Source organism: Brucella rhizosphaerae (assembly GCF_002252475.1).
GTDB lineage: Bacteria > Pseudomonadota > Alphaproteobacteria > Rhizobiales > Rhizobiaceae > Brucella > Brucella rhizosphaerae.
This window is the reverse complement of the sequence record NZ_NNRK01000029.1, coordinates 281,878-307,358: the sequence shown is the minus strand read 5'-3', so window position 1 is coordinate 307,358 and position 25,481 is coordinate 281,878. Positions and strand designations below refer to the sequence as shown.

Genomic DNA, 25,481 nt, shown 5'->3' with positions numbered 1-25,481 from the left:
GGAGGGCTCTCGGGCCCTTCAGTCTTTTGAGCCTGTATGAGTGGGCCAGATTAAAAGGAATTGTTGATGCTGGAGATTGTCGGAAGCCTCTGATCGTTCCGAACGATAGCTGCGAGTTTTAATCCCGCAGATGTTCAGGGACGGGAACGGCATTGGCCGTGGGTAAGCTCTGCTTATCCGCGAGAGCTGGTGCTTGTCATGGTTTCCATCCAGGCATTAACGACAATGAATATCTCACGCATTGAACAGCGCGTTCTGCACGTGCTGGCGCAGGGTGGTTTTATCCGCCATCTGCGCGAAGACGGACGTATCTGCGAAATCGAATGTTATACCCGCGAAGGTTATCTGCTTTCCGATTGTACAATGGCTGTTTTCCAGCAATTGCGGCGGAAGCGACTGATCGAATCCCGTGCGGGCGGCGCGTATCGCATTTCGCTTAACGGGCGCATGAATGTCCGCGCACAAGCTAATAACCGATGAAGGAGGCAGAATGCTTATCCGCGAGGAACAGCCCGAGGATATTGCTGCAATTCGTCTCCTGACTGATGAGGCATTCCGCGGGGTGCCTTATAGCAATCAGAAAGAAGCCGCTATCATCGAAGCACTTCGTTTGGCATCGGCACTGACTTTGTCACTGGTTGCTGAGGAGGACGGTGCTCTTCCTGGTCACGTGGCTTTTTCGCCCGTTCTCATCGATGGCGCTGATTGCGACTGGTACGGGCTTGGGCCCGTATCAGTTCAGCCGGGCAGGCAAGGTGAGGGGATTGGCAGCGCGCTCATCCGCGAAGGTCTTTTGCGGCTGAAAGAGGCGGGAGCCAAAGGCTGCGTATTGCTCGGTGATCCCGGCTATTATCAGCGTTTTGGTTTCAAGGCTGATGAACGGCTCAGGCTTGAAGGGGTGCCAGCTCAATATTTCCAGCGCCTCATTATCGAGGGGGAAATACCACGAGGCAAGGTGACCTATAACGCAGCATTCGATGCATAAAAGAAGGGCCGGATAATCCGGCCCTTTTCATTTTTAGAGAACGTACATCTTAGAAATCATGGCCATTTCACAACCGGTGGCATGGACGACAGAATGGAATTCACATTGCCGCCGGTTTTAAGACCGAAGATCGTGCCACGATCATAGAGCAGGTTGAACTCGACATAGCGTCCGCGGCGGATGAGCTGCTCTTCGCGGTCTTCCGGTGTCCAATCCTTGTTAAAGTTCTGGCGAACCAGATGCGGATAAACGACCGAGAACCCACGACCCACATCGCGGGTGAAAGCGAAGTCTTTATCCCAGCCGCCCTGTTCTTCAGATGAATGCAGCCAATCATAGAAGATGCCGCCAATCCCGCGTGCTTCGTCACGATGAGGCAGGAAGAAATATTCGTCGCACCATTCCTTGACGCGCTGGTAATCGACGATGTCTTTGTGCTTTTCGCAGATGAAGCGGAACGCTTTATGGAAAGCGAGTGTATCGGGATCTTCCTGTGTGCGGCGACGATCGAGCCCCGGCGTCAGGTCCGCACCGCCGCCGAACCACTGGCGCGTGGTAACCACCATGCGCGTGTTCATGTGGACTGCCGGAACATTCGGGTTCTGAGGATGCGCGATCAGCGAAATTCCGCTGGCCCAATAGCGCGGGTCTTCTTCGGCGCCCGGTATCTGCTTGCGAAACTCGGGCGAGAACTCGCCATGAACAGTGGAGACATGCACGCCGACTTTTTCAAAGACACGACCATGCATGATCGACATAACACCGCCGCCACCATTGCCATCATCCTTCTGCCAGGGCGTGCGAACAAAGCGGCCCGGTTCCTGATCGGAAAGCTGTCCCTTCAAGTCGTCTTCGAGTTGCTCGAAGCTTGCGCAGATACGATCACGCAGCTCTTCAAACCAGTTCTGTGCCGCTTGCTTTTTATCTTCGATATCTTGCGGGATGATTGCCGGAATCTCGTCGCGCTGCATTTTTTATCCTCTCACGCAATGTACCGTGCGACTGGAGAAGCCGCGAAAATTTAAACTTCTATTTTCCTGACTTAGCAAAGTCCTGCAGTCTGGCAAAGCCCGAACACGATGCACTTGGAGCACAGGATTTCCTCTCCCCAAGAAAAGACTCGTCATCAAGTCGTTGCTTCCCTATCTTAAGCCTCCAAGGGATTGGATGTACCCTGTTTCGGGAGGCTACTGCATGACCGCATCACCGCCCCGCCCACCGCTTGAAGGACTGCGCAGGCAGCTCGAAAAAGGCCGCGCGAATAAGAGCCGCCTTCCACGCGATGGGTTTATCCGAGAGACGTTTGCTTTGCCGCGACAGGCTGCGCGTGAAAAGGCGCGCGAATGGTTTGAGACCTTTCCCAAAGCCGCATATTGGACTGAAATCGAAAGCTGGTGTGAACGGCCTGACGACGTGATCGAATTTACGATGCGGCGGTTGCCAACTTCTGATTAACGCGCTGCTCCGATTAATCCGGGGTTGGATTGTCGTTCGGGAACTGATTCAGTTTGTGCTGTTAAGTTGTTGAAACGAGATTCAGATTAGCCATTTAAAAAAGCGCCCTTCGGTTTTACCGAAGGGCGCTTTCATTTGTGAGTCGTTATACCGTTACCAGCTTATTTTGCTTCGGTCTGTGGCGCTTGCTCCCAGGACTTCCAATCCTTGATGATGCTGTCGGCATAGACCTTGCCAACGCGATAGGCATTGGTCGTTGCAAGCGGGAAGCCGCCCGATTTTGCAGCAAGCGATTGCGCTGCGGTCTGATCTTTGCCCTGACGGTCGAAGTTGGAAGCGGTCCGCAGCAGCGCGATACGGTTGTAATCAAGCTTGCCAGCATCTGCTGCACGCTTGAGCGAAGTGAGCGTCGCATTGTCTTCCATTTGCGAAGTGCAATATTCAGCCTTGCCGTCGGTCAGGAGCTTTGACCACTGTTCCATGGCTTCGCCGAGCTTGGTTCCATGCCAGTAGGTGTCACCCGATGCCGTATCACAGATCGTAACCATCGGAGCGCTGGTTGCTGCTTCCTCGGTGTAGTGCTCGCGATATGTCTTCGCATCGTCACTGTCGAGAAGCTCCACGCCCTTGGTCGTTGCCAATGCGTAATCGGCAAGCTTGCCATTCAGTTCAAACACTTCCGTGCCCGCAGCCCACTTTGGCTTTTCGCCTGGCTTTTCTGCGCCAAGGCCAAAGAAGTCTGTCGGCCAGCCTTCAGGCGCTTCGCGGATATCAATGCGGTGATTGAGATTGGCGTCGATTGCATATTTTGCCCAATGCGCCGAACCCAGCGTACCGTGCTTTGGATCAACGCCTGCAATGCCTGCGATGAGGAAATAGGTGTGGGTGAGATCAAGCTTGTCGCTTAGTGCCATTGCCGTGACGGCGCTTGCCGCATTGGCGAAGCCCATGGCCGTCGTCATGTGACAAAGACCCTCAGCCGTGCAATCAACCTCTGGATATTCAGGGCTCAGGCCCGGCAGCTTCAGCTTCTGCGTGAACTTTTCGCCTTCCAGCCAAGGCTTTGCTTCTTCGCCGAACATGGTGATGACCATGACCTTTGGCGAAATGGTTTCTGCGCCTTGTGCGAATGCAGGTGCTGCCGCGAGCATCGAGAGGGCGGACGCAGCAAAAGTGAGATTACGGAGCGATGACTTCATCGAAAGAGAGCCTTTCAGACCGGAGATCAAAAGAGGATCGCTGAGCACAACCGGCATTGTGCAAAGCATATTGAACACACTTCGGGAACTGATTCCGTTTGTTCCTCTAGAGGCTTGAAAGGGAATCGCTTTCCAGTTTTTGCTGGCGCATAGCTTCGCCCGCGGTCAACGCTACCGAAACCGCAAGATTTAGGGATCGTGCGCCTGGCACCATCGGAATAATCAGCCGTGTTTCAGCAAGGTCCTGAATACTGTCCGGCACGCCGGCGGATTCACGACCGAAAAGCAGAATGTCATTTTTCTGAAACTGATAATCCGTATAGGGAACCGCAGCTTTGGTCGAAAGCAGAACGAGACGTTTGCCTGCCTGCTGACGCCAGTCATTGAAATGTTGCCAGTCGGCATGACGGGTGAGGGCGGCCTGTTCCAGATAATCCATGCCGGCGCGTTTCAGCGATCTGTCGGAGACGTCGAAGCCTGCAGGCTCGATCAAATCCACCGCGAAGCCGAGGCATGCGGCCATGCGCAGGATGGTTCCCGTGTTGCCGGGAATGTCAGGCTGGTAAAGAGCGATACGCAGTTCCATATGAGGCGGGTAACCCACAAACTCTGTTGCTGCAAGCACAGAGATTGAATGTTTCCGCCACGTCAACACATCAATCATGCGCGATTATGCTGCCGGGAGCAAAACTGTTCTCTGATCACAAAAATATTCCCTTTTTGTTCCTATTCCGTCTTGGCAATTTTTGTTGCGACACATAAAAGGATCGCCATGTTTAGATGGTTTGAAAAACGACTCGAAGCCTATCCCGAAGAACCTCCGCGTGAGCCTCCGCGCGGGCTGGTGGCCTTCTGCCTTTATTATACCCGTGGCGCGTGGCCATGGATTATCGGTATGGCGATTTTCACAACGCTGATCGCGATTATCGAAGTGTCGCTGTTTGCCTTCATGGGCAACATTGTCGACTGGCTTTCGCATCAGTCGCGCGAGACGTTCCTCAGCAATGAAGGTTGGCGGCTTGCGATGATCGCGGGCGTTGTCCTTGTCGGCTTGCCGGGTGTCGTGCTCGCCCATTCGCTGCTCATTCACCAGACGCTGCTGGGTAACTACCCGATGCGCGTGCGCTGGCTGATGCATCGTTATCTGATCCGTCAGTCCATGTCGTTCTTTCAGGACGAGTTTGCCGGGCGTATTTCGACCAAGCTGATGCAGACCGCTCTCGCCGTGCGCGAAACGGTGATGAAGCTGCTCGACGTGCTGAACTATGTCATCGTCTATTTTGCAGGCACGCTGTTCATTGCGGCTTCCGCAGATATTGTTCTGATGATCCCGTTTGCGGTCTGGCTTATCGTCTACATGATCCTGCTGCGCTTCTTCATTCCGCGTCTGCGGGTGATTTCCGAAGAACAGGCCGATGCGCGTTCATCGATGACCGGACGTATTGTCGATAGCTATACCAATATTGCGACCGTCAAACTGTTCTCGCATTCAAGTCGCGAAGAGTCATATGTGAAGGAAAGTCTCGACGGCTTCCTTAGTACTGTGCATCGGCAGATGCGTCTCATTACGATGTTCCACTTCACGCTCTATATGGCGAATTGTATTCTGCTGTTTGCTGTGGGTGCGATTGGCATCAAGCTCTGGATGAATGAAGCCATCTCCGTTGGTGCGGTTGCGGTTGGTATTGGCCTTGTGCTGCGTCTCAACGGCATGTCGCAGTGGATCATGTGGGAAATGTCAGCGCTGTTCGAAAATATCGGAACGGTGGAAGACGGTATCACGACGATTGCACGTGCCCATGAAGTGGTGGACGCGCCGAATGCGCCTGCGCTGCACGTCAGCAAAGGTGCGTTGGATTTCGACAAGATTGGTTTCCATTACGGTAAGGGCAAGGGCGTAATTGAAGGCCTGTCACTGGACATTCAGGCTGGGCAGAAGATTGGCCTGGTCGGACGTTCAGGTGCGGGTAAATCCACTCTGGTCAATCTGCTGCTGCGCTTCTACGATCTCGAGAAGGGCCGCATTCTGATTGATGGGCAGGACATTTCCAAGGTCACGCAGGACTCGCTTCGTGCCAGCATCGGCATGGTCACGCAGGATACGTCATTGCTGCATCGTTCGGTGCGTGAGAACGTGATGTATGGCCGTCCGGATGCGACGGACGAAATGGTCGAGCGGGCAATCCGTCTGGCACAAGCTGATCAGTTCATTCCGCTGCTGACTGACGCGAAAGGTCGGCGTGGGCTTGATGCGCATGTCGGCGAACGTGGCGTGAAGCTTTCGGGTGGGCAGCGTCAGCGTATCGCTATCGCTCGCGTGATGCTGAAAGATGCGCCGATCCTCATTCTGGATGAGGCAACATCTGCGCTCGATTCGGAAGTGGAAGCGGCCATTCAGGACAGCCTTAATACGCTGATGGAAGGCAAGACGGTTATTGCTATTGCACACCGTCTTTCGACCATCGCAGCACTTGATCGTCTCGTTGTGATGGACAAGGGCCAGATCGTTGAAGATGGGACGCATGAGGAACTTGTTGCGCTCGGCGGCATTTATGCCGGACTATGGGCACGACAGTCGGGCGGCTTCCTTGGGTTTGATGAGCAGGCCGAAACAGAACTGGTAAAGTAAGGATAAGGCATTTGATGAAAGCGGTTTATAGCCTGTTCGAGCGCTGGGTTGACCCCTTCCGCGAACCGGACAAGCTTAGGCCGCCTTCAACAACGCTGGCTTTTCTCTGGCATTACGCTCGTCAGGCTAAATGGCCGCTTGCAGCCTCGCTGGTTATTGGCGGTCTTTTGCCACTGGTGGAGGCTGGTCTTTTTTACTTTACCGGCAGGCTGGTCGACATTCTCGATCAGGCAGGCAAGGCGGGGGCCGAGCGCAGCTGGTCCGCGCTGTTTCAGGCTGCTGGCCCGGAACTGCTGTTCATGGGCGTTACCGTTCTCGTCATCCGGTTTGTCGTCACCGCAATAAACACGTTGCTTGAAGGCCAGACCCTGTCGCCGGGTTTCTATAATATGATCCGCTGGCAGGCCAACTCTTACGTCCAGCGCCAATCCTATGCGTTTTTTCAGAACGATTTTGCCGGACGAATTGCCACCAAGGTCTGGCAGGCGGGGCAGGCTGCGGGCGACCTGATTGAAAGTCTCATTCAAGTCGTCTGGTTCATGGCGATTTACAGTATCACAACTCTGTTTCTCGTTGGTCGCCTCGACTGGCGGCTGGCTGCAGCCGTTATCCTATGGATCGCGGTTTTTGGTCTCATTGCCCGGCACTATCTGCCACGGATTCGCAAGAGTGCTGAAGCGTCCGCAGAAGCGGGCTCAATGATCAATGGCCGTATCGTCGACAGCTATTCTAATATTCAGACGATCAAACTTAATACTGCTGACGACGATGAACGCTACATGCGTGAAGGCTTTATGCGGTATCTCGCTGCGATCTTGCCTTTCATGCGCTCGCTCACCGGCGTGCGTCTCGCTATGACGGCACTTTCTGGTGTGATGATCGTTACAGTTGCTGCGATCACCATCGATTTGTGGACACGCGATGCGATCACCGTTGGACAGGTGTCCTTCACGCTTGGTCTTGTTTTGCGACTGAACATGTTGCTTGGCCGCCTGATGATGCAGCTCAATGGTATGTTGCGTCAGCTCGGTCTGATCGAAAATTCGATGAAGCTTGTTTCTGCCCCGCTTGGCCTTGAAGACAAGCGAGATGCAAAGACCTTGCAGATCACAGAAGCGCGGATCGATATCCAGAATGTTACCTTTCATTATGGCAAGGCAGCGGGTGTCCTCGATAGTATCAACTTCACCGTTAAGGGCGGCGAGCGCATTGGACTGGTTGGTCATTCGGGTGCGGGTAAGACGACTCTCGTCAATCTGATCCTGCGCCTTTATGATGTCGAGAAAGGCGCGATCCTTGTTGACGGGCAGGACGTTCGCGATGTGACGCAAGCCTCGCTACGCCGTGCTTTTGCGGTTGTCAGTCAGGAGACGGCACTGCTGCATCGTTCACTGCGCGATAATATCATGCTGGCACGTGACGATGCGAGTGATGAAGAACTGCTTCAGGCAACACGACAGGCAGAAGCAGACGAGTTCATCACCAAACTGGAAGATTTCAACGGGCGCAAGTCGTTCGATGCATTTGTTGGTGAAAGAGGCGTCAAGCTTTCTGGCGGCCAACGTCAGCGGATCGCGATCGCGCGTGCTATCCTGAAAGATGCGCCTATTCTTATTCTGGACGAGGCGACTTCCGCGCTCGACTCAGAGGTGGAAGCTTCGATCCAGGAGAATCTTCGCCAGCTGATGGAAGGCAAGACTGTGATCGCCATCGCGCACCGGCTTTCGACCATTGCAGCGCTTGACCGCCTCATCGTGATGGACCAGGGGCGGATTGTCGAAGAAGGCACTCATGATGAACTTATCGCGCGTGGCGGCATCTATGCTGGCCTCTGGGCGCGTCAGTCCGGCGGTTTTCTCGGCATTAACCGCTAATATGCTGTATATTTGAGCTCTGTTCAGTTCCTCGCCCGAAGCAACATTCGGGTGGGGTTGTTTGTCTGCTGACTTTTAAAACCTCCCTACAAAACAGCCTGCGACATGGTGCCGTCCTATGGGGTTGGCGTCTGGACAAGGCTTTTCAACCTGCCTAAACCTCAATGTTGAGATGGAGGGAATTTCGTTCTGCAAGCAATTGTAGAACTGCTTTTTGCGTGAGCGCAAAAGGCTGGACTGCTTTTGCGCAAGTGCAAAGGAACGAGGGGAGATTTCAATTGGATATCCAGGTTAAAAAGGAATTGGCACGTGAGCGCACACGACACGGCTGAGCCGACACGGCGTGATTTTTTGTATATTGCGACGGGAATGGCCGGTGTCGTCGGTGTCGGCGGATTGGCATGGCCGTTTATCGACCAGATGCGTCCCGACGCTTCGACGCTTGCTGCAGCGTCTATTGAGGTTGATGTGACTTCTCTCGCAGAGGGCGCATCACTCACCGTTAAATGGCGCGGAAAGCCAGTTTTCATCCGCAACCGTACGGCCAAGGAAATCGAAGACGCCAAGACGACTGCTCTTGGCGATCTGAAAGACATCGCGGCCCGTAATGCGAACCTTCCAGTTGATGCGGAGGCGACCGATGTCGCGCGTTCTGCTGGTGAAGGTAAGGAAAACTGGATCATCATGATCGGCGTTTGTACCCACCTTGGTTGCGTACCGCTCGGTGAGTCGGGTTCTTTCGGTGGCTGGTTTTGCCCATGCCACGGTTCGACCTATGACACCGCGGGTCGTATCCGTAGCGGTCCAGCGCCGGAAAACATGCACATTCCGGCATACGCATTTGCTTCCGATACGGTCATCAGGATCGGCTAAAACAGATCTTGGGGAGAGAAAACATGAGTGGTGGACACTCCACATATACGCCCACGACCGGCATCGAAAAATGGGTCGACGAACGACTGCCATTACCGCGTCTCGTCTATGATTCCTTTGTTGCCTATCCGACGCCACGTAACCTGAACTACATGTATACGTTTGGCGGCATCCTGGCATTCATGCTGATCGCGCAGATCATTACCGGCATTGTGCTGGCGATGCATTATGCTGCGGATACAGGGATCGCATTCAATTCCGTTGAAAAGATCATGCGCGACGTCAATTCCGGTTGGCTACTGCGCTACATGCACTCCAACGGTGCATCATTCTTCTTTATCGCGGTTTATCTTCATATCGCTCGCGGTCTTTATTACGGTTCTTACAAGGCGCCGCGTGAGCTTCTGTGGATTCTCGGTGTCGTGATCTTCCTCCTTATGATGGCAACCGCCTTCATGGGTTATGTGCTGCCCTGGGGACAGATGTCCTTCTGGGGTGCAACGGTTATCACGGGCTTCTTCACTGCATTTCCGGTGATAGGTGAGCCCATCCAACAATTGCTGCTTGGTGGCTTCGCTGTCGATAATCCGACGCTGAACCGCTTTTTCTCGCTGCATTATCTGCTGCCGTTCATGATTGCAGGCGTTGTTATCCTGCACGTCTGGGCACTGCATGTAACCGGCCAGACCAATCCAACCGGGATTGAAATCAAGTCGGAGACTGATACGCTGCCGTTCACGCCTTATGCGACCATCAAGGACGCTTTTGGTGCGCTCGTCTTCTTCATCTTCTTCGCTTATTTCGTCTTCTATATGCCGAACTTCCTTGGTCATCCGGATAACTATATCCCGGCCGACTCACTGAAGACACCGGCACACATTGTCCCGGAATGGTACTTCCTGCCGTTTTACGCGATGCTGCGCGCCATCACCTTCAACATCGGACCGATCGACTCGAAGCTCGGCGGCGTTCTCACCATGTTCGGTTCGATCGCAATTCTCTTCGTTGTTCCATGGCTTGATACGTCAAAGGTTCGTTCGGCGGTCTATCGCCCTTGGTTCAAGCTGTTCTTCTGGCTGTTTGTCATTAATGCCATTTTCCTTGGCTGGCTGGGCTCGCGTCCTGCCGAAGGCACTTACACGCTGCTGGCGCAGTTCGGTACGCTTTACTACTTCGCATTCTTCATCGTCATCATGCCGGTTCTCGGCCTGATCGAGACGCCAAAGCGTCTGCCGAACTCGATTACCGAGGCGGTACTGGAGAAGGGCGCAGGCAAAGCTGAGATTGCTCCAGTGGACATCAAGGCGTGAAGCAGCGAAAAATGAAGGACGTAACAATGAAAAACATCCTCAAGAGTTTCGCTGCTTTCGGTATTGCTCCGCTGGTTGCGCTGGGTGTGACGATGGGCGGTGCTTTTGCCGCTGGTGGTGGTGAAGGGGAACCGGAACATTTTCCGATTCACCATCCAAAGCAGGAGAAATGGACCTTCTCAGGTCCATTCGGAACCTATGACAAGGGGCAGCTTCAGCGCGGTCTCAAGGTTTATAAGGAAGTCTGCTCTGCATGCCATTCGATGAATCTGGTAGCCTTCCGCACGTTGGAAGACCTTGGATATTCGCCTGAGCAGGTGAAGGCATTTGCTGCGGAATATGAAACTCAGGATGGTCCTAATGCAGATGGTGAAATGTTCACCCGCAAGGCAATCCCGACAGATCATTTCCCGTCACCATTTGCCAACACGAATGCAGCCGCTGCCGCCAACAATGGTGCAGCTCCGCCGGACTTTTCGTTGATCGCTAAAGCCCGGGCGGTTGAGCGTGGGTTTCCGACTTTTGTCTTCGATATATTCACGCAATATGCTGAAGCAGGTCCGGACTACATTCATTCGCTGCTGACTGGCTATGATGAACAGCCGCCAGCTGGAATGCATATCCCGGAAGGCACGCACTACAACCCGTACTTCATTGCGGGTAAATCGCTTGCCATGGCAAAGCCGCTTAGCGACGATCAGGTGACCTACGATGATGGTTCGCCGCAGACGGTCGACCAGTATGCGCGTGACGTTTCGGCATTCCTGATGTGGGCTGCTGAACCACATCTTGAAGACCGCAAGAAAACGGGTTTCCGGGTCATCATTTTTCTCATCCTGTTTGCTGGCCTTGTCTACATCGCCAAGCGTTCGGTTTGGGCGAATGTGAAGCATTGATTGTTTAACCGAGCTGAACTGTTTCAAAGGGCGCCGTGAGGCGCCCTTTTTGTTGGAAACAGCAGAAGCCGTTCAAAAATGCGCGAACGTGCTTGGCGCAATGCGCATATCGTGATTGAAGAGAGTTTAATATAAATGAGTCAGCCGACACAGCACTTGTAACAACATGTCGGCTTACCCTCTGAAAGGACTGAAAATGGAATCCGGATTCAAAGCGACTTTGAAGGACGCGATCAGAACCATTCCGGATTACCCGAAACCCGGTGTTCAGTTCCGCGATGTGACAACGCTTATGGGCGATGCTCAGGCTTTCCGCCGGTCAGTGGATGAACTGGTTTATCCCTTCGCCGGGAACAAGGTGGATAAGGTTGCTGGTATTGAAGCGCGCGGCTTCATTCTGGGTGGCGCGATAGCGCATCAGCTTTCGGCTGGTTTTGTACCAATCCGCAAGAAGGGGAAGCTGCCGCGCGATACCGTGCGCATTGCTTACAGCCTCGAATACGGCATTGATGAAATGGAAATGCATCGCGATGCCATCGAGAAGGGTGAGCGTATCATTCTCGTCGATGATCTGATTGCAACGGGAGGCACGGCGGAAGCTGCGGCCAAACTTCTTCTGCAGATGGGCGCGAATATCGTTGCCGCATGCTTCATCATTGATCTGCCGGACCTTGGTGGCCGCAAGAAGCTCGAAGCGCTGGGTGTGCCGGTGCGCACGCTTGTTGAGTTTGAAGGTGATTGAGATTTAAAGCCATATGATAAAAGCCCGGATTTGATCCGGGCTTTTTTATTGGCCTTATGAGGGCAGCTTTATCATGGCACTATTATCGAAAGACAGAACCTTCTCGCCATCCTGATTAAAGGCACTCGTACTCATGCTGAGCATCGACCAACCCGGACGCGAGGTAAGAGGGCGTACCGCGTGCACAGTGCGCTTATATGTGATTGTGTCACCGGCATAGACCGGCCTCACCCATTTCAGATTTTCAAAACCAGGTGAGGGGCCAAAAGTAGGAGGTACTTCGCCACGCTTCATGGCGTCTTTTGTCGCCTCAACGATAGAGGCCACGTTCAACTTCATGAATACGGCCGTTGTGTGCCATCCAGAAGCACACAGACCACCCAACACGCTGTTCTTGGCGGCTTCCGCATCAAGGTGAAAAGGTTGAGGATCGAATTTTGATGCGAAGTGAATGATTTCTGCTGCAGTGAAGGTATAGCTGCCAATTGTCAGCTCTTCACCAAGATGCTCTTCGATAAAGCTCATGCGGCATCTCCTTCGTTCTCGGGATTACGAAGGCCGACCATGGCCGTATGTTGCAGTTCGCACACCACTTCTCCACGCTGATTGACGATCTCATTGTAGACAGTGAGAAAGCCTACATGGGGCATGGATTTTGAGCGGCGGCGATCAAGCACGGTTGAGAAGCCGCTGAGTGTGTCGCCTGCAAGCACAGGACGTTTCCAGCGATTGAACTCGATGCCCGGGCTGCCTTGCGATGTCGAATCCTTGAGATAAGCATCCCAAACCATTCGCATGAACAGCGACACGGTATGCCAACCCGATGCAGCGAGGCCACCAAGCACACTTGCCTTGCCTGCCGCCTCATCCAGGTGAAAAGGCTGTGGGTCGAATTCGCGGGCGAATTCGATGATCTCTTCTTTAGTTACAGTGCGCGGACCGAAGGCCAACTTCAGTCCTTGCGTGAAATCTTCATAAGCATATTTGGGCGTCTTATCAGTCAATCCGGTGTCCTCCCGACCAGAGCAGTTTTCATAAAGTCTGATATTGCTACCGCTCTGTCTCTTTGTCTGCGCAGGTCTTTACCCCCATCGTAGCGGGATAAAAAAATCAGTCCAGTGAACTGATTTTCCCGCGAAGGCGGTTCCCACTTTTTGGAGACGTGCTTAGAAAAAAGGCCACCGTTTTCACGGTGGCCTGATCGTATCAGGTATTGAAGCGGAAAAGCATCACATCGCCGTCATGGACGATGTATTCTTTACCTTCGTCCCGCGCTTTGCCTGCTTCCTTGGCACCGACTTCACCGTTGAACTTGATGTAGTCTTCATAAGCGATGGTCTGCGCGCGAATGAAGCCGCGCTCGAAATCGGTATGAATGACGCCTGCAGCACCCGGAGCCTTTGTTCCGCGCTTGATGGTCCAGGCACGTGTTTCCTTGGGGCCAGCCGTGAAATAGGTGATCAAGTCGAGAAGCTTGTAGCCCGCGCGAATGAGACGATCGAGGCCGGGTTCTTCGAGGCCCATGGCATCGAGATATTCCTTGGCTTCTTCGTCGGCCAGCTGGGCTACTTCTGCTTCGATGGCAGCCGAAATGATAACGCTTTCAGCGCCTTGTTCCGCAGCCATTTTCTCAACGGCCTGGCTATATTCATTTCCCTTGGAAGCATCGCCTTCGGCAACATTGCAGACGTAAAGGACTGGCTTAGAAGTGAGCAGGTTCAGACCCTTGAGGATCAGAAGATCGTCTGGTGCAATGTCTTTCAGCATCAGGCGAACCGGCTTACCATTCTGCAACAGCTCCAGCGCCTGCTCCATGATCGGCAGAACGGTGGTTGCTTCCTTGTCCTTGCTGCTGGCGCGCTTACGGATCTGGACGATGCGGCGCTCAATGCTTTCAAGGTCAGACAGCATCAGTTCCGTTTCAACGGTTTCTGCGTCTGACACAGGATCGATGCGGCCTTCAACATGGGTGATGTCGTCGTCTTCAAAGCAACGCAGAACATGCACGATCGCATCGACTTCGCGGATGTTGGCGAGGAACTGATTGCCCAGGCCTTCGCCCTTGGATGCGCCACGCACCAGACCTGCAATATCAACGAAGTTGATGCGGGTAGGGATGATTTCCTTCGAGCCTGCGATTTTCGCAATGCCGTTCTGGCGTGGATCGGGAACGGCCACTTCGCCGGTGTTTGGTTCGATGGTGCAGAACGGATAGTTTGCAGCCTGTGCTGCGGCCGTCTTGGTCAGCGCGTTGAAGAGCGTGGACTTGCCGACATTAGGCAGGCCGACGATGCCGCATTTGAAACCCATGATATTCGTCCCTTATCGCTTGACGCGGTAAATTGAGCGCACGGCGCCATTATGAAGCGCATTGGCGGATTGCAAATCCAGCCAGTAGCGTGATGAATTTTTGAAAGCCGGTTTTCCGCTTCCCAGAATGACCGGAATAGTTCCTATATCGATGATGTCAAGCAGACCGGCATCGAGAAATTGCCGCGCCAGATCGCCGCCACCCATAAGCCAGATGCGACCGTTTGCACCCAAGGCTTTCAGCTGCGCAATCAGCTCGTCTGGTTTTCCAGCCATTGCGGCGGTGTTTGCGGGCAGATTGTCGAATTTCTGATGCGTCGCAACAACGACTGGCAGCGAGCCATAAGGCCATTCGGGAATGGAACATATGACATCATATGTTTCGCGTCCCATAACGATTCCGGTAATGCCCGCCATAAACTCGTCGAAGCCAAAGCCGTCATCTGGCGGAAACTGTTCGAGCCAATCGAAGCTGCCATCGTCATTAGCGATAAAGCCGTCGAGACTCATGGCGAACATGTAAACGACTTCGTTCATAGTTCAGTCTTTCTTGCCGAGCAGCTTTTTCAGCATTTCAGCCATCGGGCCACTCGCGGGAATGTTTGGCTTGGCAGAGCTCTGGCGTGCCTGGCGGATATGGCTCTGTGCCTTGGGCGGACCCTTTGCTGCCTGCTCGGGATCTGCTTTGAATCCACTTGGGCGCTGGCTACCATCACCCATGGCGATGGCCACACGGTTCATGAAGCTGTTGTCTTCCTTCTTGGCCAGTAAGCCGATGTTGTCAGCAATAGCGCCGAACAGCTTGTCGAGCCACTCGCTGTCAACCTTGGCGAAATCACCCAGAACGTAATTGTGAACCAGCTCTTTAGCGCCGGGATGGCCGATACCAAGGCGCATACGGCGGTAATCTTTGCCGCCCGGGAATGCCTGCACATGCGCGTCGATGGATTTGATGCCATTGTGGCCGCCGGAGCCGCCGCCTGTCTTGATGCGCAGCTTTGCAGGCGCAAGGTCAAGTTCGTCATATATCACGACGAGATCGGCAGGGTCGAGCTTGTAGAAGCGCATGGCTTCCCCAATCGACTGGCCAGAAAGATTCATGAAAGTCATTGGCTTGATAAGAAGTACCTTTTCGCCGTCGATCACGCCATCGGCGATTTCAGCTTTGAATTTCTTCTGCCAATTTGAAAATCTATGGCGGCGGAATATTTCGTCCACCGCCATAAAACCGATATTGTGTCGGTTATGTGCATATTGGGGCCCCGGATTGCCAAGTCCTGCGATGAGCAGCATGGTTCTGAGCCCCTTAATGCAGAAAGCGATTATTCGCCTTCGGTCGTTGCTTCGTCTGCGCCTTCTGCATTTGCTTCCGACTTCAGGCCGGCAGGTGCAGCAATAGTGGCGATCGTGAAGTCACGGTCCTGAATGGCAGCAGTTGCACCCTTCGGCAGCTTGATAGCCGAAATGTGAACCGAGTCACCGATTTCGAGACCCGTCAGGTCGAATTCGAGAGCTTCAGGAATTGCATTCGCTGGAACGATCAGTTCAACGTCGTGACGAACGATGTTCAGAACGCCGCCGCGCTTGATGCCCGGTGATGCTTCTTCGTTCTTGAAGTGAACTGGAACGTTGACGTGGACAACCGACTTCGCGGAAACGCGAAGGAAGTCGACGTGCTGCGGGAAGTCACGAACCGGATCAAGCTGGTAGTCCTTCGGGAGGACCTGAATCTTCTTGCCGTCTACTTCGATCGTAGCGATTGTGGTCTTGAAGCCACCGCCATGGATCTTGTAGTAAACTTCCTTATAAGGAATGGCGATTGCGAGGGGCTCCTGCTTGTCGCCATAGATGACTGCAGGAATCTGGCCGTTGCGGCGAAGTTCGCGGGAGGACCCCTTACCAACCCGGCTGCGCAGATCGGCCTTGAGCACGTAAGTATCGCTCATGGCATTACCTTTCAAAGTTACTGGAGTGTCGCTCGCAGTTTTTATCTGACCATGATCTTGTCCGAAAAGCGGTTTTCACTTTTCCAGATCATGCTCCTGCAAACAACATGAAACGGCCCGACATGCCTCTCACAAGGTGAAAGGCCGGACTGCTTCATTCCGCGTTGCCTCCAAGGGTGTCTACGCGGATGGCAGGCCTATAGACCATAGGCTTTCCATGTGCAAGTTTTTTGCCTGTGAAACACAGCTCCTGTGGGCTTTTCCTTTATCGGGTGGCATTGGCTGCGTCAAAAATGTTAAGCGGGTGCCTGACTGATCGCGGGTTCTCCTGCCGAGTCGTCCCAACATTCACGGAACAAAAGGAAACGAGATGCAGGTCGGTATCGACATGGGTTCTGTTGCTGGAAGCGGTACTGCTGCGGCGGGTGCGCTTGGTGGTGGCAAACAGGCCATGCTTGATCTTGAAGAGCTTCTCGCAACCCGCCTGCTGGTTCAGGGAAATTCCGGATCGGGCAAGTCGCACCTGCTTCGCCGCCTGCTTGAGCAGAGCGCGCAATGGGTGCAGCAATGCATTATCGATCCTGAAGGCGATTTCGTCACGCTTGCCGATATTCACGGCCATGTTGTCGTTGATGCTGCCCGTACCGAAGCCGAACTGACACGGATTGCCGGTCGTATCCGTCAGCACCGGGTTTCCGTCGTGCTCAATCTCGAAGGCCTCGATGTCGAGCAGCAGATGCGTGCCGCAGCTGCATTCCTCGGCGGTTTGTTCGATGCCGAACGCGATTACTGGTATCCAATGCTTGTGGTGGTGGATGAAGCACAGCTCTTCGCGCCGGCTGCTGCGGGCGAGGTGTCTGATGAAGCCCGAAAACTATCGCTGGGCGCGATGACCAATCTGATGTGTCGTGGCCGTAAACGTGGCCTTGCAGGTGTGATTGCCACGCAACGTCTGGCCAAGCTTGCCAAGAATGTTGCCGCTGAGGCCTCGAACTTTCTGATGGGGCGCACGTTTCTGGATATTGATATGGCGCGTGCTGCCGATCTTCTCGGTATGGAACGACGTCAGGCGGAAATGTTCCGCGACTTGCAACGCGGTCATTTTGTAGCGCTTGGACCTGCATTATCGCGACGTCCATTGCCAATTAAAATCGGCAAGGTTGAAACCTCTGCACGTTCATCATCGCCGAAGCTTATGCCGTTGCCAGATGCTCCGGAAGATGCGCGCGACTTGATTTTCACGCCTGCACCCCAGGAAATTCGTACGGTTGTGCGTCGGACACCGCCACCACCGCCGCCGCCATCCACTGCGGAAATTCTGGCGCAGGTGGCAAAGCCCAAGCTTGAAGCGGAACCAGTTGAAGCCCCGTTGTTTCCTGGCATTGTGGAAGCAGAGCGCGAAGGACTGCTTGAAAAGGTGATGCGCGAGATCGTGGATGACCCGGAAGCGTCGTTCCGTTCGGTAGCCGTGCTTTATCAGGATTTTCTGGTGCGGTGTCGCATCCACCGCGTGCCGGGTAATCCTTTGGCACTTCCGGCATTCCGCCGCCGTCTCGCGGTTGCACAGGCAAGTATTGAGGGTGATGCCGCTGCTGGCGAAACCTGGCAACAGGCGCTTGCGCTTTCGGAAAGCCTCACTGACGATGTACAGGGTGTGTTCCTGATCGTTGCGCAGGCGGCGGTGACTGGCGCGCCGTGTCCTTCTGATGCAGCCCTGGCGCGGGCCTATGGCACACATTCATTGAGCCGTGCGCGACGTCTTCTGACCTATTTCGAAGAGCGTGGCCTTCTTGTGCTGCGCAATGATTTTAAAGGTCTTCGCATCGTCAACTTCCCTGATCTTGGTTGTGAAACGGCACCCGGCGATCCCAATGCGCCTGACGATCAGGTTGAAGAAAGTACGGCTGCCGAGTAACGGGCTGTCTGTGCAAATTGTCATCAACCTGTAATGATCCTCAGCAACTGCTTGGAGGATTATGCAGAGTGAGAACATGACGACAGAGCCGCAACCGGATTTCAGAGAATTATTCGTTACATTTGGCAAGATCGGGTTGCTGTCTTTTGGTGGTCCTGCCGCACAGATTGCCATGATGCAAAGGGTGATCGTGGATGAAAAGAAGTGGATGGATCAGGAGCGCCTGATCCATGCTCTCAATTTCTGCATGCTTTTGCCCGGGCCCGAAGCCATGCAACTTGCTACCTATTGCGGCTGGGCGGCAAAGGGCTGGCGCGGCGGGCTGCTTGCTGGATTGCTCTTTGTTCTTCCCGGTGCTGCGGTCATGTTAGTGCTGTCGGCGCTCTATGTGGCCTTCGGTCATGTTGATGTGGTTGACGGTCTTTTGTTTGGGCTGAAAGCCGCAGTTCTGGCGATTGTCTTTGAGGCGCTGTATCGAATGGCCCGGCGCACACTGGCGTCTGGGTTTTCCTATGCAATAGCAGTGCTGGCATTTATGGCAGTCGCTTTCCTCAAACTGCCATTTCCTTTGGTGGTGGCGCTTGCGGCGCTGACAGGTGGGGCGCGTTACTGGTTGCAGCGCGATGGGCACGGGGTGCCACATGGTGCTGTTAGCCCGAATGCAATGCGTGTAGCGACGCAGCAGGCGCTCATCTGGGGAACGCTCTGGCTCCTGCCACTGTTAGCAATTTATCTGGTGTTTGGCGGTCAGCATGTTTTCACGACAGAGGCTGCCTTTTTCTCAAAGCTTGCAGCGGTGACATTTGGTGGGGCTTATGCAGCGCTGTCCTATACGGCGCAGCAGGCCGTCGAGCATTTTGGCTGGATGAAGCCCGGTGAAATGCTGACAGGGCTTGGGCTTGCTGAAACCACGCCGGGGCCGCTGATCCTCGTGCTGGTTTTTGTCGGCTTTGTAGGCGCTTCCAATCTGTCGGGCCTGCCACCGCTTATTGGCGGCTTTTTTGGCGGACTGATTGCCTTGTGGTTTACCTTCGTGCCGTGTTTTTTATGGATTTTTGCAGGTGCACCGTTTCTCGAGCGACTGCGTAAAGTGCATTGGTTATCGGCCATGCTGGGTGGAATAACAGCCGCAGTTGTTGGCGTGATTGCCAATCTTGCCCTGTGGTTTTCACTGCATGTGCTGTTTGGAAAAGTGGTCGATCACCAGATCGGGGCTTTAACTCTGCCGTTGCCGGTGGTGAGCACAATAGACAATGCCGCCGTCCTGATCGCAGGCGCGGCGGCATTCTTACTTATCGTTTTGAAGCTCAACATGCCGCTCGTGCTTCTGCTAGCGGCATGTTTCGGAATTGGTATCCGCTTAATCGAACAGGCTTGAAACCGATTCTTCGGATGCGGTGCGTGCGACCGCTTCACCGATGAGGCTGGAGATCGACAGAACGCGAATATTCGGAGCGTCGTTGATCGCAGTCGTTGGCTGGATAGAGTCGGTGATGACCAGCTCTTTCAGCTTTGAAGAAGCGATACGGGCAACAGCGCCGCCGGAAAGAACGCCGTGCGTGATATAAGCGGTGACGCTCTTTGCGCCCTTGGCGAGCAGGGCTTCAGCTGCATTGCAGAGTGTGCCGCCGGAATCCACGATATCGTCAAACAGCAGGCAATCTTTACCGGTCACGTCGCCGATAACATTCATGACTTCCGATTCACCCGGACGTTCACGACGCTTGTCGACGATTGCAAGCTGCGCATCGATGCGCTTTGCAAGCGACCGGGCGCGAACCACGCCGCCAACGTCAGGCGAAACGACCATGCAATTGCCCGTCGCATAGTTCGCCTTCACATCACGTGCGATGACTGGAACAGCGTAGAGATTGTCAGTCGGGATATCGAAGAAGCCCTGAATCTGACCCGCATGAAGATCAAGCGTCAGAACACGGTTTGCGCCCGCTTCAGTGATGAGGTTTGCGACGAGCTTCGCCGAGATTGGTGTGCGTGGGCCTGGTTTACGATCCTGACGCGCATAGCCGAAATAAGGAAGAACGGCTGTGATGCGGCGTGCCGATGAACGACGGAACGCGTCAATCATGATGAGCAGTTCCATCAGATTGTCGTTTGCCGGGTAGGATGTCGATTGCAGTACGAATACGTCTTCGCCGCGTACGTTTTCCTGAATCTCTACAAAGATCTCCTGATCGGCGAAACGGCGTACAGTTGCCTTGCCGAGCGGGACGTTGAGATATTGAGCAACGGATTCGGCAAGAACCCGGTTGGAGTTGCCTGCGAAAAGTTTCATTCTTTTTGCCTCTGAAGCCGGAGCAGTTTCGTTCTGTCGCAAAAAGTCCGTGAAACGGACGTAATCTCTGGTTTGAGCGATACCCAACACAAATCCGGGTGTGCTCTGTCATTCTTGAAAAACTTTAAAGCCGCGAGTTCTATGACGATTGGTCAAGTACCGCAGCTTGCAAGGTTTTCTCGAATGTGCGGCCTATTGCAAAGAGTCACCGCCATTGCAAGGCCTGAGGGAAAACAATTGCAGTAAAAAGCCATCGCGAAGTGCTTTCCCACAGGGCTGACACGCGATTCAGCAAAAGATTTCAGTCTTTTGCTGTTTCACCTCGTTCTCATGCGCGATTTGCCGCAAGCCAGGTGGAATACTGCTGCATGGTCTTATCAGCGATAGATTGCATGGCCGATGGCGGGACAATGCTCCATGAGTCTGCGGACGCGCCGGGCACTTTTTCCTGCCCCTGTATGCGGTGAAGGCGGTTGCCAGAAGCATCCATCACGTCCCAGACGTATAGAACCGTTGTCTGGTTATCTTCAGACAAAACCGAGAAATAACCCTTCATGACATAAGCGGCGTCGGTGCCATTGGCTCCAGCCAATTCTATACTCTTCGCGCGCGCATCGTCATTGATGCGGTGGGTGAGCGGTGTCACAACACTGACCGGTGCACCAATGATGGGTGCAATGTAAAGCTTGCCGGGCTTGAGTGAGGCCGTACGCGTGGGCGGTGTCGCCGGTGTTGTTGTTTGCGCAGGCGCAGTAGCCACAGGCGTCGATGCGGCGTCAGCCTGGCCCGCGGGAGGTGTTGTGGTTTGCCCAGATTGCTGGTTGGTTCCCTGCACGTTTAATGCAGACTCGGTGCTGTTGCAGGCGGCAAGCAGTCCAGCAAGCAACAACATCATAGAAAGATGTGCCTTGTTCATGTTCGGCTTCATGCTCCTGAAAGCGCAGACCACTCCTGCGCTATGAACGGAGTTTATCGCTTATCCTGCGTCACTTGACAATCATATCGAGTGAATGACGGGACAGCGGGACAGCAGCACCATTTGTTGTCAGGTAAGTCTGGCCAAGTGTCATTGCCGTTTCGGTGTCGGAATCCATAATGATCATGTGTGCAAACAGCGTCATGTCCGGCTGGATGCTCTCCGGATTGCCCGAATAGAACATCTGCGGATCCATCCATGATGGCGTAAAGCGTGCGCCAACCGAATACCCGCAAGCATTCAGGCGATGGCGTGTGAGGCCATGTGCTTCCATCGTGCGGGAATGCGCATCGAACACGTCGCCAAAGGTGGAAGCCGGCGTCATGGCTGTCTCGACCGCTTCCAGCGCTTCTCGTGCTGCATCATAGAGCTTCTGATGCTCTGCCTTTGGCTGACCGATGATGATGGTTCGCATCATGGGCGCATGGTAGTGGCGGAACACGCCAGACCATTCCAGTGTCAGCTGATCATTCGCGGAAAGTGTGCGACGGCCTGCTTTGTAACGGCACAAAAGTGCGTCAGCGCCTGAGCCGATAATATATTCATTGGCCGGATAATCGCCATCGCCTGCAAAATTTGCGCTCATCATCGCGGCCAGAATGTCAGCTTCGCTTGCGCCTGCTTTTGTGAGCTTCAATGCAGCATCGAGCGCATCATCGCTCAATTCTGCGGCACGTTTGGCATAGGTGATTTCTGCAGGGCTTTTCAGAAGACGCAAGCGGTCGACCATCCCGGAAGCATCATAAAGCTTGGCAAAGCTTTGCAGCTGTTCATCAAGCTTGCGTGCATTGGCACCGGTCAGGCCGTGGGTCTGATATTCGATGCCAATGCGTGTGCCGAGCAGATCAAGCTCGGTCAGGATATTTCGCAGATCTATGGCCGGATTGGCATTGTCGCGATCGGTCCAGACCGTAATGTTTTCAATATTGGAGGTGTGTCGCGCCTGCCTCAGATCGGCAGAGCGGGTCATCAGCATGGTAGATCCATCAGCTTTAACCACGAGGCACTGGAAGAAGCAAAAGCCAAACGTGTCATAGCCGGTGAGCCAATACATGCTTTCCTGCGCAAACAGCAGCAGAGCATCCAGCTTTTCTTCCTCCATCTTCAAGATCAGACGGTCGCGACGTGCGGCGAATTCTTCCGGCTCGAAGTGAAGGGCCATGTGGTTCTCCTAATCGTTTACGATAGCGATGGCGGCGATCTGACGACCGTAATCGGGCTCTTTGCGATGCGTCGTGCGCCGGTAGGAATAGAACTGATCTTCATTGGCATAGGTGCACTGACGCAGTGCTTCGGCTTTCACATTTGCCTTGGTCAGACGATCAGTTATGAACGCCCACAGGTCGAAAAGCTTGTGATTTTCTTGTGCCGAGGGTTGGAAATATTTGTCATAGCTTACGTCTTTTCCAGTGAATTCAGCATAGAATTCTGGTCCGACTTCGTAATTTTCGGGACCGATTGTGGGCCCAAGAACCGCAACGATATTCTCGCGTTTTGCACCAAGCTCGATCATGGCATTGATGGTGTTTTCGAGAACGCCGGTAAAAGCACCTCGCCAGCCAGCATGCGCTGAGCCAATGACGCCAGCTTCGTGATCAGCAAAAAGAACTGGGCCGCAATCTGCTGACAGAGCACCGATTGCAATACCCGGCACATTGGTGACCATGGCATCAGCTTTTGGCCGCGGACTGCTGAACGGTTCAGTGACACGGAGCACATCCGGCGAATGAACCTGATGCACCGTCATCAGATGATCGGACGCCACGCCAAGGGTCTCCGCAACACGGCGGCGATTCTCGATGACCAGCTCGGGCACATCATTTGATCCGCTGCCGACATTCAACCCGGCATAGATGCCATCTGAAACACCGCCCTTACGGGTGAAAAAGCCATGCGCAATGCGCTTGCCGTTGTGTCCGGCAGGGCCATCCAATAAGGCGGAGCGAAGCGGTTGCGGCTTATCGGTCATTAGCTCTCTCTTTTCAAACGGCGGGATGTTGGGGGAGGCAAGTCAGCTTGTCAATCGCAGCTTTTTGACAAGAAGTTAGGCTGAGGGGTGAAGAGGTCAGGTTTCAAACGGGAAGATTGCGGTGGCCGGATCGCTGATTGCAAGGGCTTTGAAGAGCGTCCCCATCTGATCTGGTGCTGCGAGCCGCTCAACGTCCGCTCGAATTTTTTCCTGAAATTCCGTATCCCGGCTGTTGCCGAGACGACCTGCGCGGTCGATAAGACCCATTGCCAGCAGAAAATCGCCCTGCGTCATGGTTCCTGTCCGACAGCCGCAATTACGCGCAGTCTTTTCCAACATGTCGAAATCGACATGGCTCGTGAGGTCGGCTTCGCCCGGATGTGCAAACACATCGTCATAGGCGTGTTTCAACATGGCTTGCAGCGTATCACCAAAGCCCGATTTCAGGTGTCCATAGTCAATTGTGAGTGCGGCGCCACGCGTTGCCGCAATCCGCTGTGCAATCTCCTGCATCAAAGCGGTGCGGGCAGGGGCTGCTTCAAAGATCGTACCATCGGGAGCTGACTGATGGGCGGTTGGCAACAAAGCTTCGTCAATGCCGCCAGCGCCGCTCACAAACTGGAATTGGCCCTCTTCATCAAGTGCGATCAGCCTTTCGACAAAGCGACCATTGGCTTTGACGAATTGTCGAAACGGGATTGCATCGAACAACTCGTTGGAAACGAGGATCAATGGGCCGTAAGGAATGCTCGAGAAGTTCTCGAACCATTCGATTGAGCGGCCCAAGCCTGAGAGCTTTTCTTTCTGCTTTCCGATCAGTCGCGAACTGGTTTCGACCATGGCAACGCGAATGGTTGCGAACATCTTCGGTGCAAGCTTTGCGATCGTGCGCAGCATGTCACTCATTAACGTCCCGCGGCCGGGGCCGATCTCGCAAAGAACCGCATCCTCGGGGCGACCAAGCGCATCCCATATGCCGACGCACCATATGCCGATCAGTTCGCCGAACATCTGACTGACCTCGGGCGCGGTGATGAAATCGCCCTCGCGTCCAAATGGTTCGCGTGTCGTGTAATAGCCAGAATCACGGTCGCCCAGGCAGGCTGCCATATATTCGGCTACGCTGATCGGTCCCGTGGTGCCGATCAGCCGCTTCAGTCGGTCTTTGAGTGTTACCTCAGGCATTCTTTGCTGCAGCCCGGTTTGCACGCAACATGGCCCAAAGGCCAATCAGGACCATCGGCACCGACAGTACCATACCCATGGTCAGCCATCCGCCGAACAGATAGCCAAGCTGGGCGTCTGGTTCACGGAAGAACTCGACGATTATGCGGCTGAGACCGTAGCCTGCAACAAAGGTGCCTGCGATGAAGCCGGGCGCTTTCAGCTTTTTGCCAACCCAGATCAGCAGGAACAGAACGAAGAAAAGCACGAAACCTTCAAGGGCGGCTTCATAAAGCTGGCTAGGGTGTCGCGGTAGTGGGCCACCGTTGGGGAAATAGACTGCCCAGGGCACATCGCTGACGCGGCCCCAGAGTTCAGAATTAATGAAGTTTGCAATACGGACGACGCCAAGGCCGATGGGGACGCCTGCTGCAATCGTATCAAACATGCTCCAGACCTTGATACCGCGCGAGCGCGCGAACAGGATCATGGCAACTGTGGTGCCAAGAATGCCGCCATGGAATGACATGCCGCCATCCCATACTGCCGGAATAGCCAGTGGATTGGAGAGATAATAGGAGAAATTATAGAAGAGGACGTAGCCGATACGGCCACCGAGCACGACGCCGAGTGCGGCCCAGATGACAAAGTCGTCGAGCGCTTCCGGCTGCATGGGCGGTTGGTTGTTGCCCCAGAGACGATGATTGCGCAAAAGCTTCTTGCCGTACCACCATGCAAACATGATGCCGACGACATAACCAAGTCCATACCAGTGCACTGCGAGCGGCCCGATCGAGAAGATCACCGGATCGATATTTGGAAAAGCGAGGGCCGAAACCGGCAGCAACGTCTCTATCATGCAATAACTCCATTTTCCGGCGGACCATGCGCGACGATGTTGTGACGGTCAAGCGGTCCACACTTTCCATCACGTTTATACAGCTT

The 25,481-nt window shown here is 54.2% G+C and carries 26 protein-coding genes; 11 read left to right on the top strand and 15 right to left on the bottom strand.

Going from position 1 to position 25,481, the window contains the following annotated elements:
• The first annotated feature begins 225 nt into the window (after nt 1-225).
• Together CEV32_RS14215 and CEV32_RS14210 are read left to right on the top strand one after the other, a co-directional pair.
• A complete protein-coding gene (locus CEV32_RS14215) occupies nt 226-480 on the top strand; it encodes a YjhX family toxin (RefSeq protein ID WP_094577891.1) in 255 nt (84 codons plus the stop codon).
• Between the two features lie 10 nt (nt 481-490).
• On the top strand, nt 491-985 hold the full coding sequence (locus CEV32_RS14210) for a GNAT family N-acetyltransferase (protein WP_094577749.1): 495 nt from the start codon (nt 491-493) through the stop codon (nt 983-985).
• 56 nt (nt 986-1,041) lie between these two features.
• Here the strand turns inward: CEV32_RS14210 and hemF are convergent, their stop codons facing one another.
• Nucleotides 1,042-1,956, bottom strand: coding sequence for an oxygen-dependent coproporphyrinogen oxidase (hemF, locus tag CEV32_RS14205; protein WP_094577748.1), 915 nt, complete (start codon nt 1,954-1,956; stop codon nt 1,042-1,044).
• 223 nt (nt 1,957-2,179) lie between these two features.
• Between hemF and CEV32_RS14200 the strand changes: the two genes are divergently transcribed.
• Complete coding sequence (locus CEV32_RS14200; protein WP_094577747.1) at nt 2,180-2,440, top strand: hypothetical protein; 261 nt, start codon at nt 2,180-2,182, stop codon at nt 2,438-2,440.
• Between the two features lie 161 nt (nt 2,441-2,601).
• On the opposite strand, the gene CEV32_RS14195 is transcribed toward CEV32_RS14200, so the two are convergent.
• Together CEV32_RS14195 and CEV32_RS14190 are read right to left on the bottom strand one after the other, a co-directional pair.
• Nucleotides 2,602-3,639 carry a purine-nucleoside phosphorylase gene (locus CEV32_RS14195; RefSeq protein ID WP_094577890.1) on the bottom strand — a complete coding sequence of 346 codons (1,038 nt, stop codon included), beginning with the start codon at nt 3,637-3,639 and terminating at the stop codon, nt 2,602-2,604.
• Nucleotides 3,640-3,745: 106 nt separating this feature from the next.
• Nucleotides 3,746-4,225, bottom strand: a complete 480-nt coding sequence (locus CEV32_RS14190) for a tRNA (cytidine(34)-2'-O)-methyltransferase (RefSeq protein WP_094577889.1) — start codon at nt 4,223-4,225, stop codon at nt 3,746-3,748.
• Nucleotides 4,226-4,411: 186 nt separating this feature from the next.
• On the opposite strand from CEV32_RS14190, the gene CEV32_RS14185 reads away from it, so the two are divergent.
• The 6 genes from CEV32_RS14185 to CEV32_RS14160 all read left to right on the top strand — a co-directional run bounded on the left by CEV32_RS14185 (nt 4,412) and on the right by CEV32_RS14160 (nt 11,963).
• On the top strand, nt 4,412-6,268 hold the full coding sequence (locus CEV32_RS14185; RefSeq protein WP_094577746.1) for an ABC transporter ATP-binding protein: 1,857 nt from the start codon (nt 4,412-4,414) through the stop codon (nt 6,266-6,268).
• 14 nt (nt 6,269-6,282) lie between these two features.
• Nucleotides 6,283-8,142, top strand: coding sequence for an ABC transporter ATP-binding protein (locus CEV32_RS14180; RefSeq protein WP_094577745.1), 1,860 nt, complete (start codon nt 6,283-6,285; stop codon nt 8,140-8,142).
• Between the two features lie 309 nt (nt 8,143-8,451).
• Nucleotides 8,452-9,015 (top strand): ubiquinol-cytochrome c reductase iron-sulfur subunit, encoded by a 564-nt coding sequence (gene petA, locus CEV32_RS14175; protein WP_094577744.1) that lies wholly within the window; start codon nt 8,452-8,454, stop codon nt 9,013-9,015.
• A 23-nt stretch (nt 9,016-9,038) separates the two neighbouring features.
• Entirely contained in the window at nt 9,039-10,325 is a 1,287-nt protein-coding gene (locus CEV32_RS14170) for a cytochrome b (RefSeq protein WP_094577743.1), read from the top strand.
• Between the two features lie 26 nt (nt 10,326-10,351).
• Nucleotides 10,352-11,221: a cytochrome c1 gene (locus CEV32_RS14165; protein WP_208620852.1), complete on the top strand. Its 870-nt coding sequence runs from the start codon at nt 10,352-10,354 to the stop codon at nt 11,219-11,221.
• A gap of 196 nt (nt 11,222-11,417) precedes the next feature.
• Complete coding sequence (locus CEV32_RS14160) at nt 11,418-11,963, top strand: adenine phosphoribosyltransferase (RefSeq protein ID WP_094577741.1); 546 nt, start codon at nt 11,418-11,420, stop codon at nt 11,961-11,963.
• Between the two features lie 54 nt (nt 11,964-12,017).
• Here the strand turns inward: CEV32_RS14160 and CEV32_RS14155 are convergent, their stop codons facing one another.
• The 6 genes from CEV32_RS14155 to CEV32_RS14130 all read right to left on the bottom strand — a co-directional run bounded on the left by CEV32_RS14155 (nt 12,018) and on the right by CEV32_RS14130 (nt 16,219).
• On the bottom strand, nt 12,018-12,488 hold the full coding sequence (locus tag CEV32_RS14155; RefSeq protein WP_094577740.1) for a MaoC family dehydratase: 471 nt from the start codon (nt 12,486-12,488) through the stop codon (nt 12,018-12,020).
• Nucleotides 12,485-12,967, bottom strand: a complete 483-nt coding sequence (locus tag CEV32_RS14150; RefSeq protein ID WP_094577739.1) for a MaoC family dehydratase — start codon at nt 12,965-12,967, stop codon at nt 12,485-12,487. Before CEV32_RS14150 ends, CEV32_RS14155 begins: the two co-directional genes overlap by 4 nt.
• Nucleotides 12,968-13,169: 202 nt before the next feature.
• Nucleotides 13,170-14,273, bottom strand: coding sequence for a redox-regulated ATPase YchF (gene ychF, locus CEV32_RS14145; protein ID WP_094577738.1), 1,104 nt, complete (start codon nt 14,271-14,273; stop codon nt 13,170-13,172).
• A gap of 12 nt (nt 14,274-14,285) precedes the next feature.
• A complete protein-coding gene (locus tag CEV32_RS14140; RefSeq protein ID WP_094577737.1) occupies nt 14,286-14,810 on the bottom strand; it encodes a dihydrofolate reductase family protein in 525 nt (174 codons plus the stop codon).
• Between the two features lie 3 nt (nt 14,811-14,813).
• The gene (gene pth, locus CEV32_RS14135; protein WP_094577736.1) at nt 14,814-15,566 is read right to left on the bottom strand and encodes an aminoacyl-tRNA hydrolase; all 753 of its coding nucleotides are present in this window, start codon (nt 15,564-15,566) and stop codon (nt 14,814-14,816) included.
• Between the two features lie 29 nt (nt 15,567-15,595).
• On the bottom strand, nt 15,596-16,219 hold the full coding sequence (locus CEV32_RS14130) for a 50S ribosomal protein L25/general stress protein Ctc (RefSeq protein ID WP_094577735.1): 624 nt from the start codon (nt 16,217-16,219) through the stop codon (nt 15,596-15,598).
• Nucleotides 16,220-16,589: 370 nt separating this feature from the next.
• On the opposite strand from CEV32_RS14130, the gene CEV32_RS14125 reads away from it, so the two are divergent.
• A complete protein-coding gene (locus tag CEV32_RS14125) occupies nt 16,590-18,134 on the top strand; it encodes a helicase HerA domain-containing protein (RefSeq protein WP_094577734.1) in 1,545 nt (514 codons plus the stop codon).
• Between the two features lie 76 nt (nt 18,135-18,210).
• Complete coding sequence (gene chrA, locus CEV32_RS14120; protein WP_094577888.1) at nt 18,211-19,512, top strand: chromate efflux transporter; 1,302 nt, start codon at nt 18,211-18,213, stop codon at nt 19,510-19,512.
• On the opposite strand, the gene CEV32_RS14115 is transcribed toward chrA, so the two are convergent.
• From CEV32_RS14115 to lgt, 6 genes are all read right to left on the bottom strand, one after another.
• Nucleotides 19,495-20,427 carry a ribose-phosphate pyrophosphokinase gene (locus CEV32_RS14115; protein WP_094577733.1) on the bottom strand — a complete coding sequence of 311 codons (933 nt, stop codon included), beginning with the start codon at nt 20,425-20,427 and terminating at the stop codon, nt 19,495-19,497. The genes chrA and CEV32_RS14115 overlap by 18 nt on opposite strands.
• Nucleotides 20,428-20,755: 328 nt before the next feature.
• Nucleotides 20,756-21,355: a hypothetical protein gene (locus CEV32_RS14110; protein WP_094577732.1), complete on the bottom strand. Its 600-nt coding sequence runs from the start codon at nt 21,353-21,355 to the stop codon at nt 20,756-20,758.
• Nucleotides 21,356-21,413: 58 nt separating this feature from the next.
• On the bottom strand, nt 21,414-22,565 hold the full coding sequence (locus CEV32_RS14105; protein WP_094577731.1) for a M24 family metallopeptidase: 1,152 nt from the start codon (nt 22,563-22,565) through the stop codon (nt 21,414-21,416).
• A gap of 9 nt (nt 22,566-22,574) precedes the next feature.
• Nucleotides 22,575-23,372 carry a peptidoglycan editing factor PgeF gene (gene pgeF, locus CEV32_RS14100; RefSeq protein WP_094577730.1) on the bottom strand — a complete coding sequence of 266 codons (798 nt, stop codon included), beginning with the start codon at nt 23,370-23,372 and terminating at the stop codon, nt 22,575-22,577.
• A 96-nt stretch (nt 23,373-23,468) separates the two neighbouring features.
• The gene (locus CEV32_RS14095) at nt 23,469-24,557 is read right to left on the bottom strand and encodes a class I SAM-dependent methyltransferase (RefSeq protein WP_094577729.1); all 1,089 of its coding nucleotides are present in this window, start codon (nt 24,555-24,557) and stop codon (nt 23,469-23,471) included.
• Nucleotides 24,550-25,395, bottom strand: a complete 846-nt coding sequence (gene lgt, locus CEV32_RS14090) for a prolipoprotein diacylglyceryl transferase (protein WP_094577728.1) — start codon at nt 25,393-25,395, stop codon at nt 24,550-24,552. The genes CEV32_RS14095 and lgt overlap by 8 nt, the downstream gene beginning before the upstream one ends.
• Between the last annotated feature and the right edge of the window lie 86 nt (nt 25,396-25,481).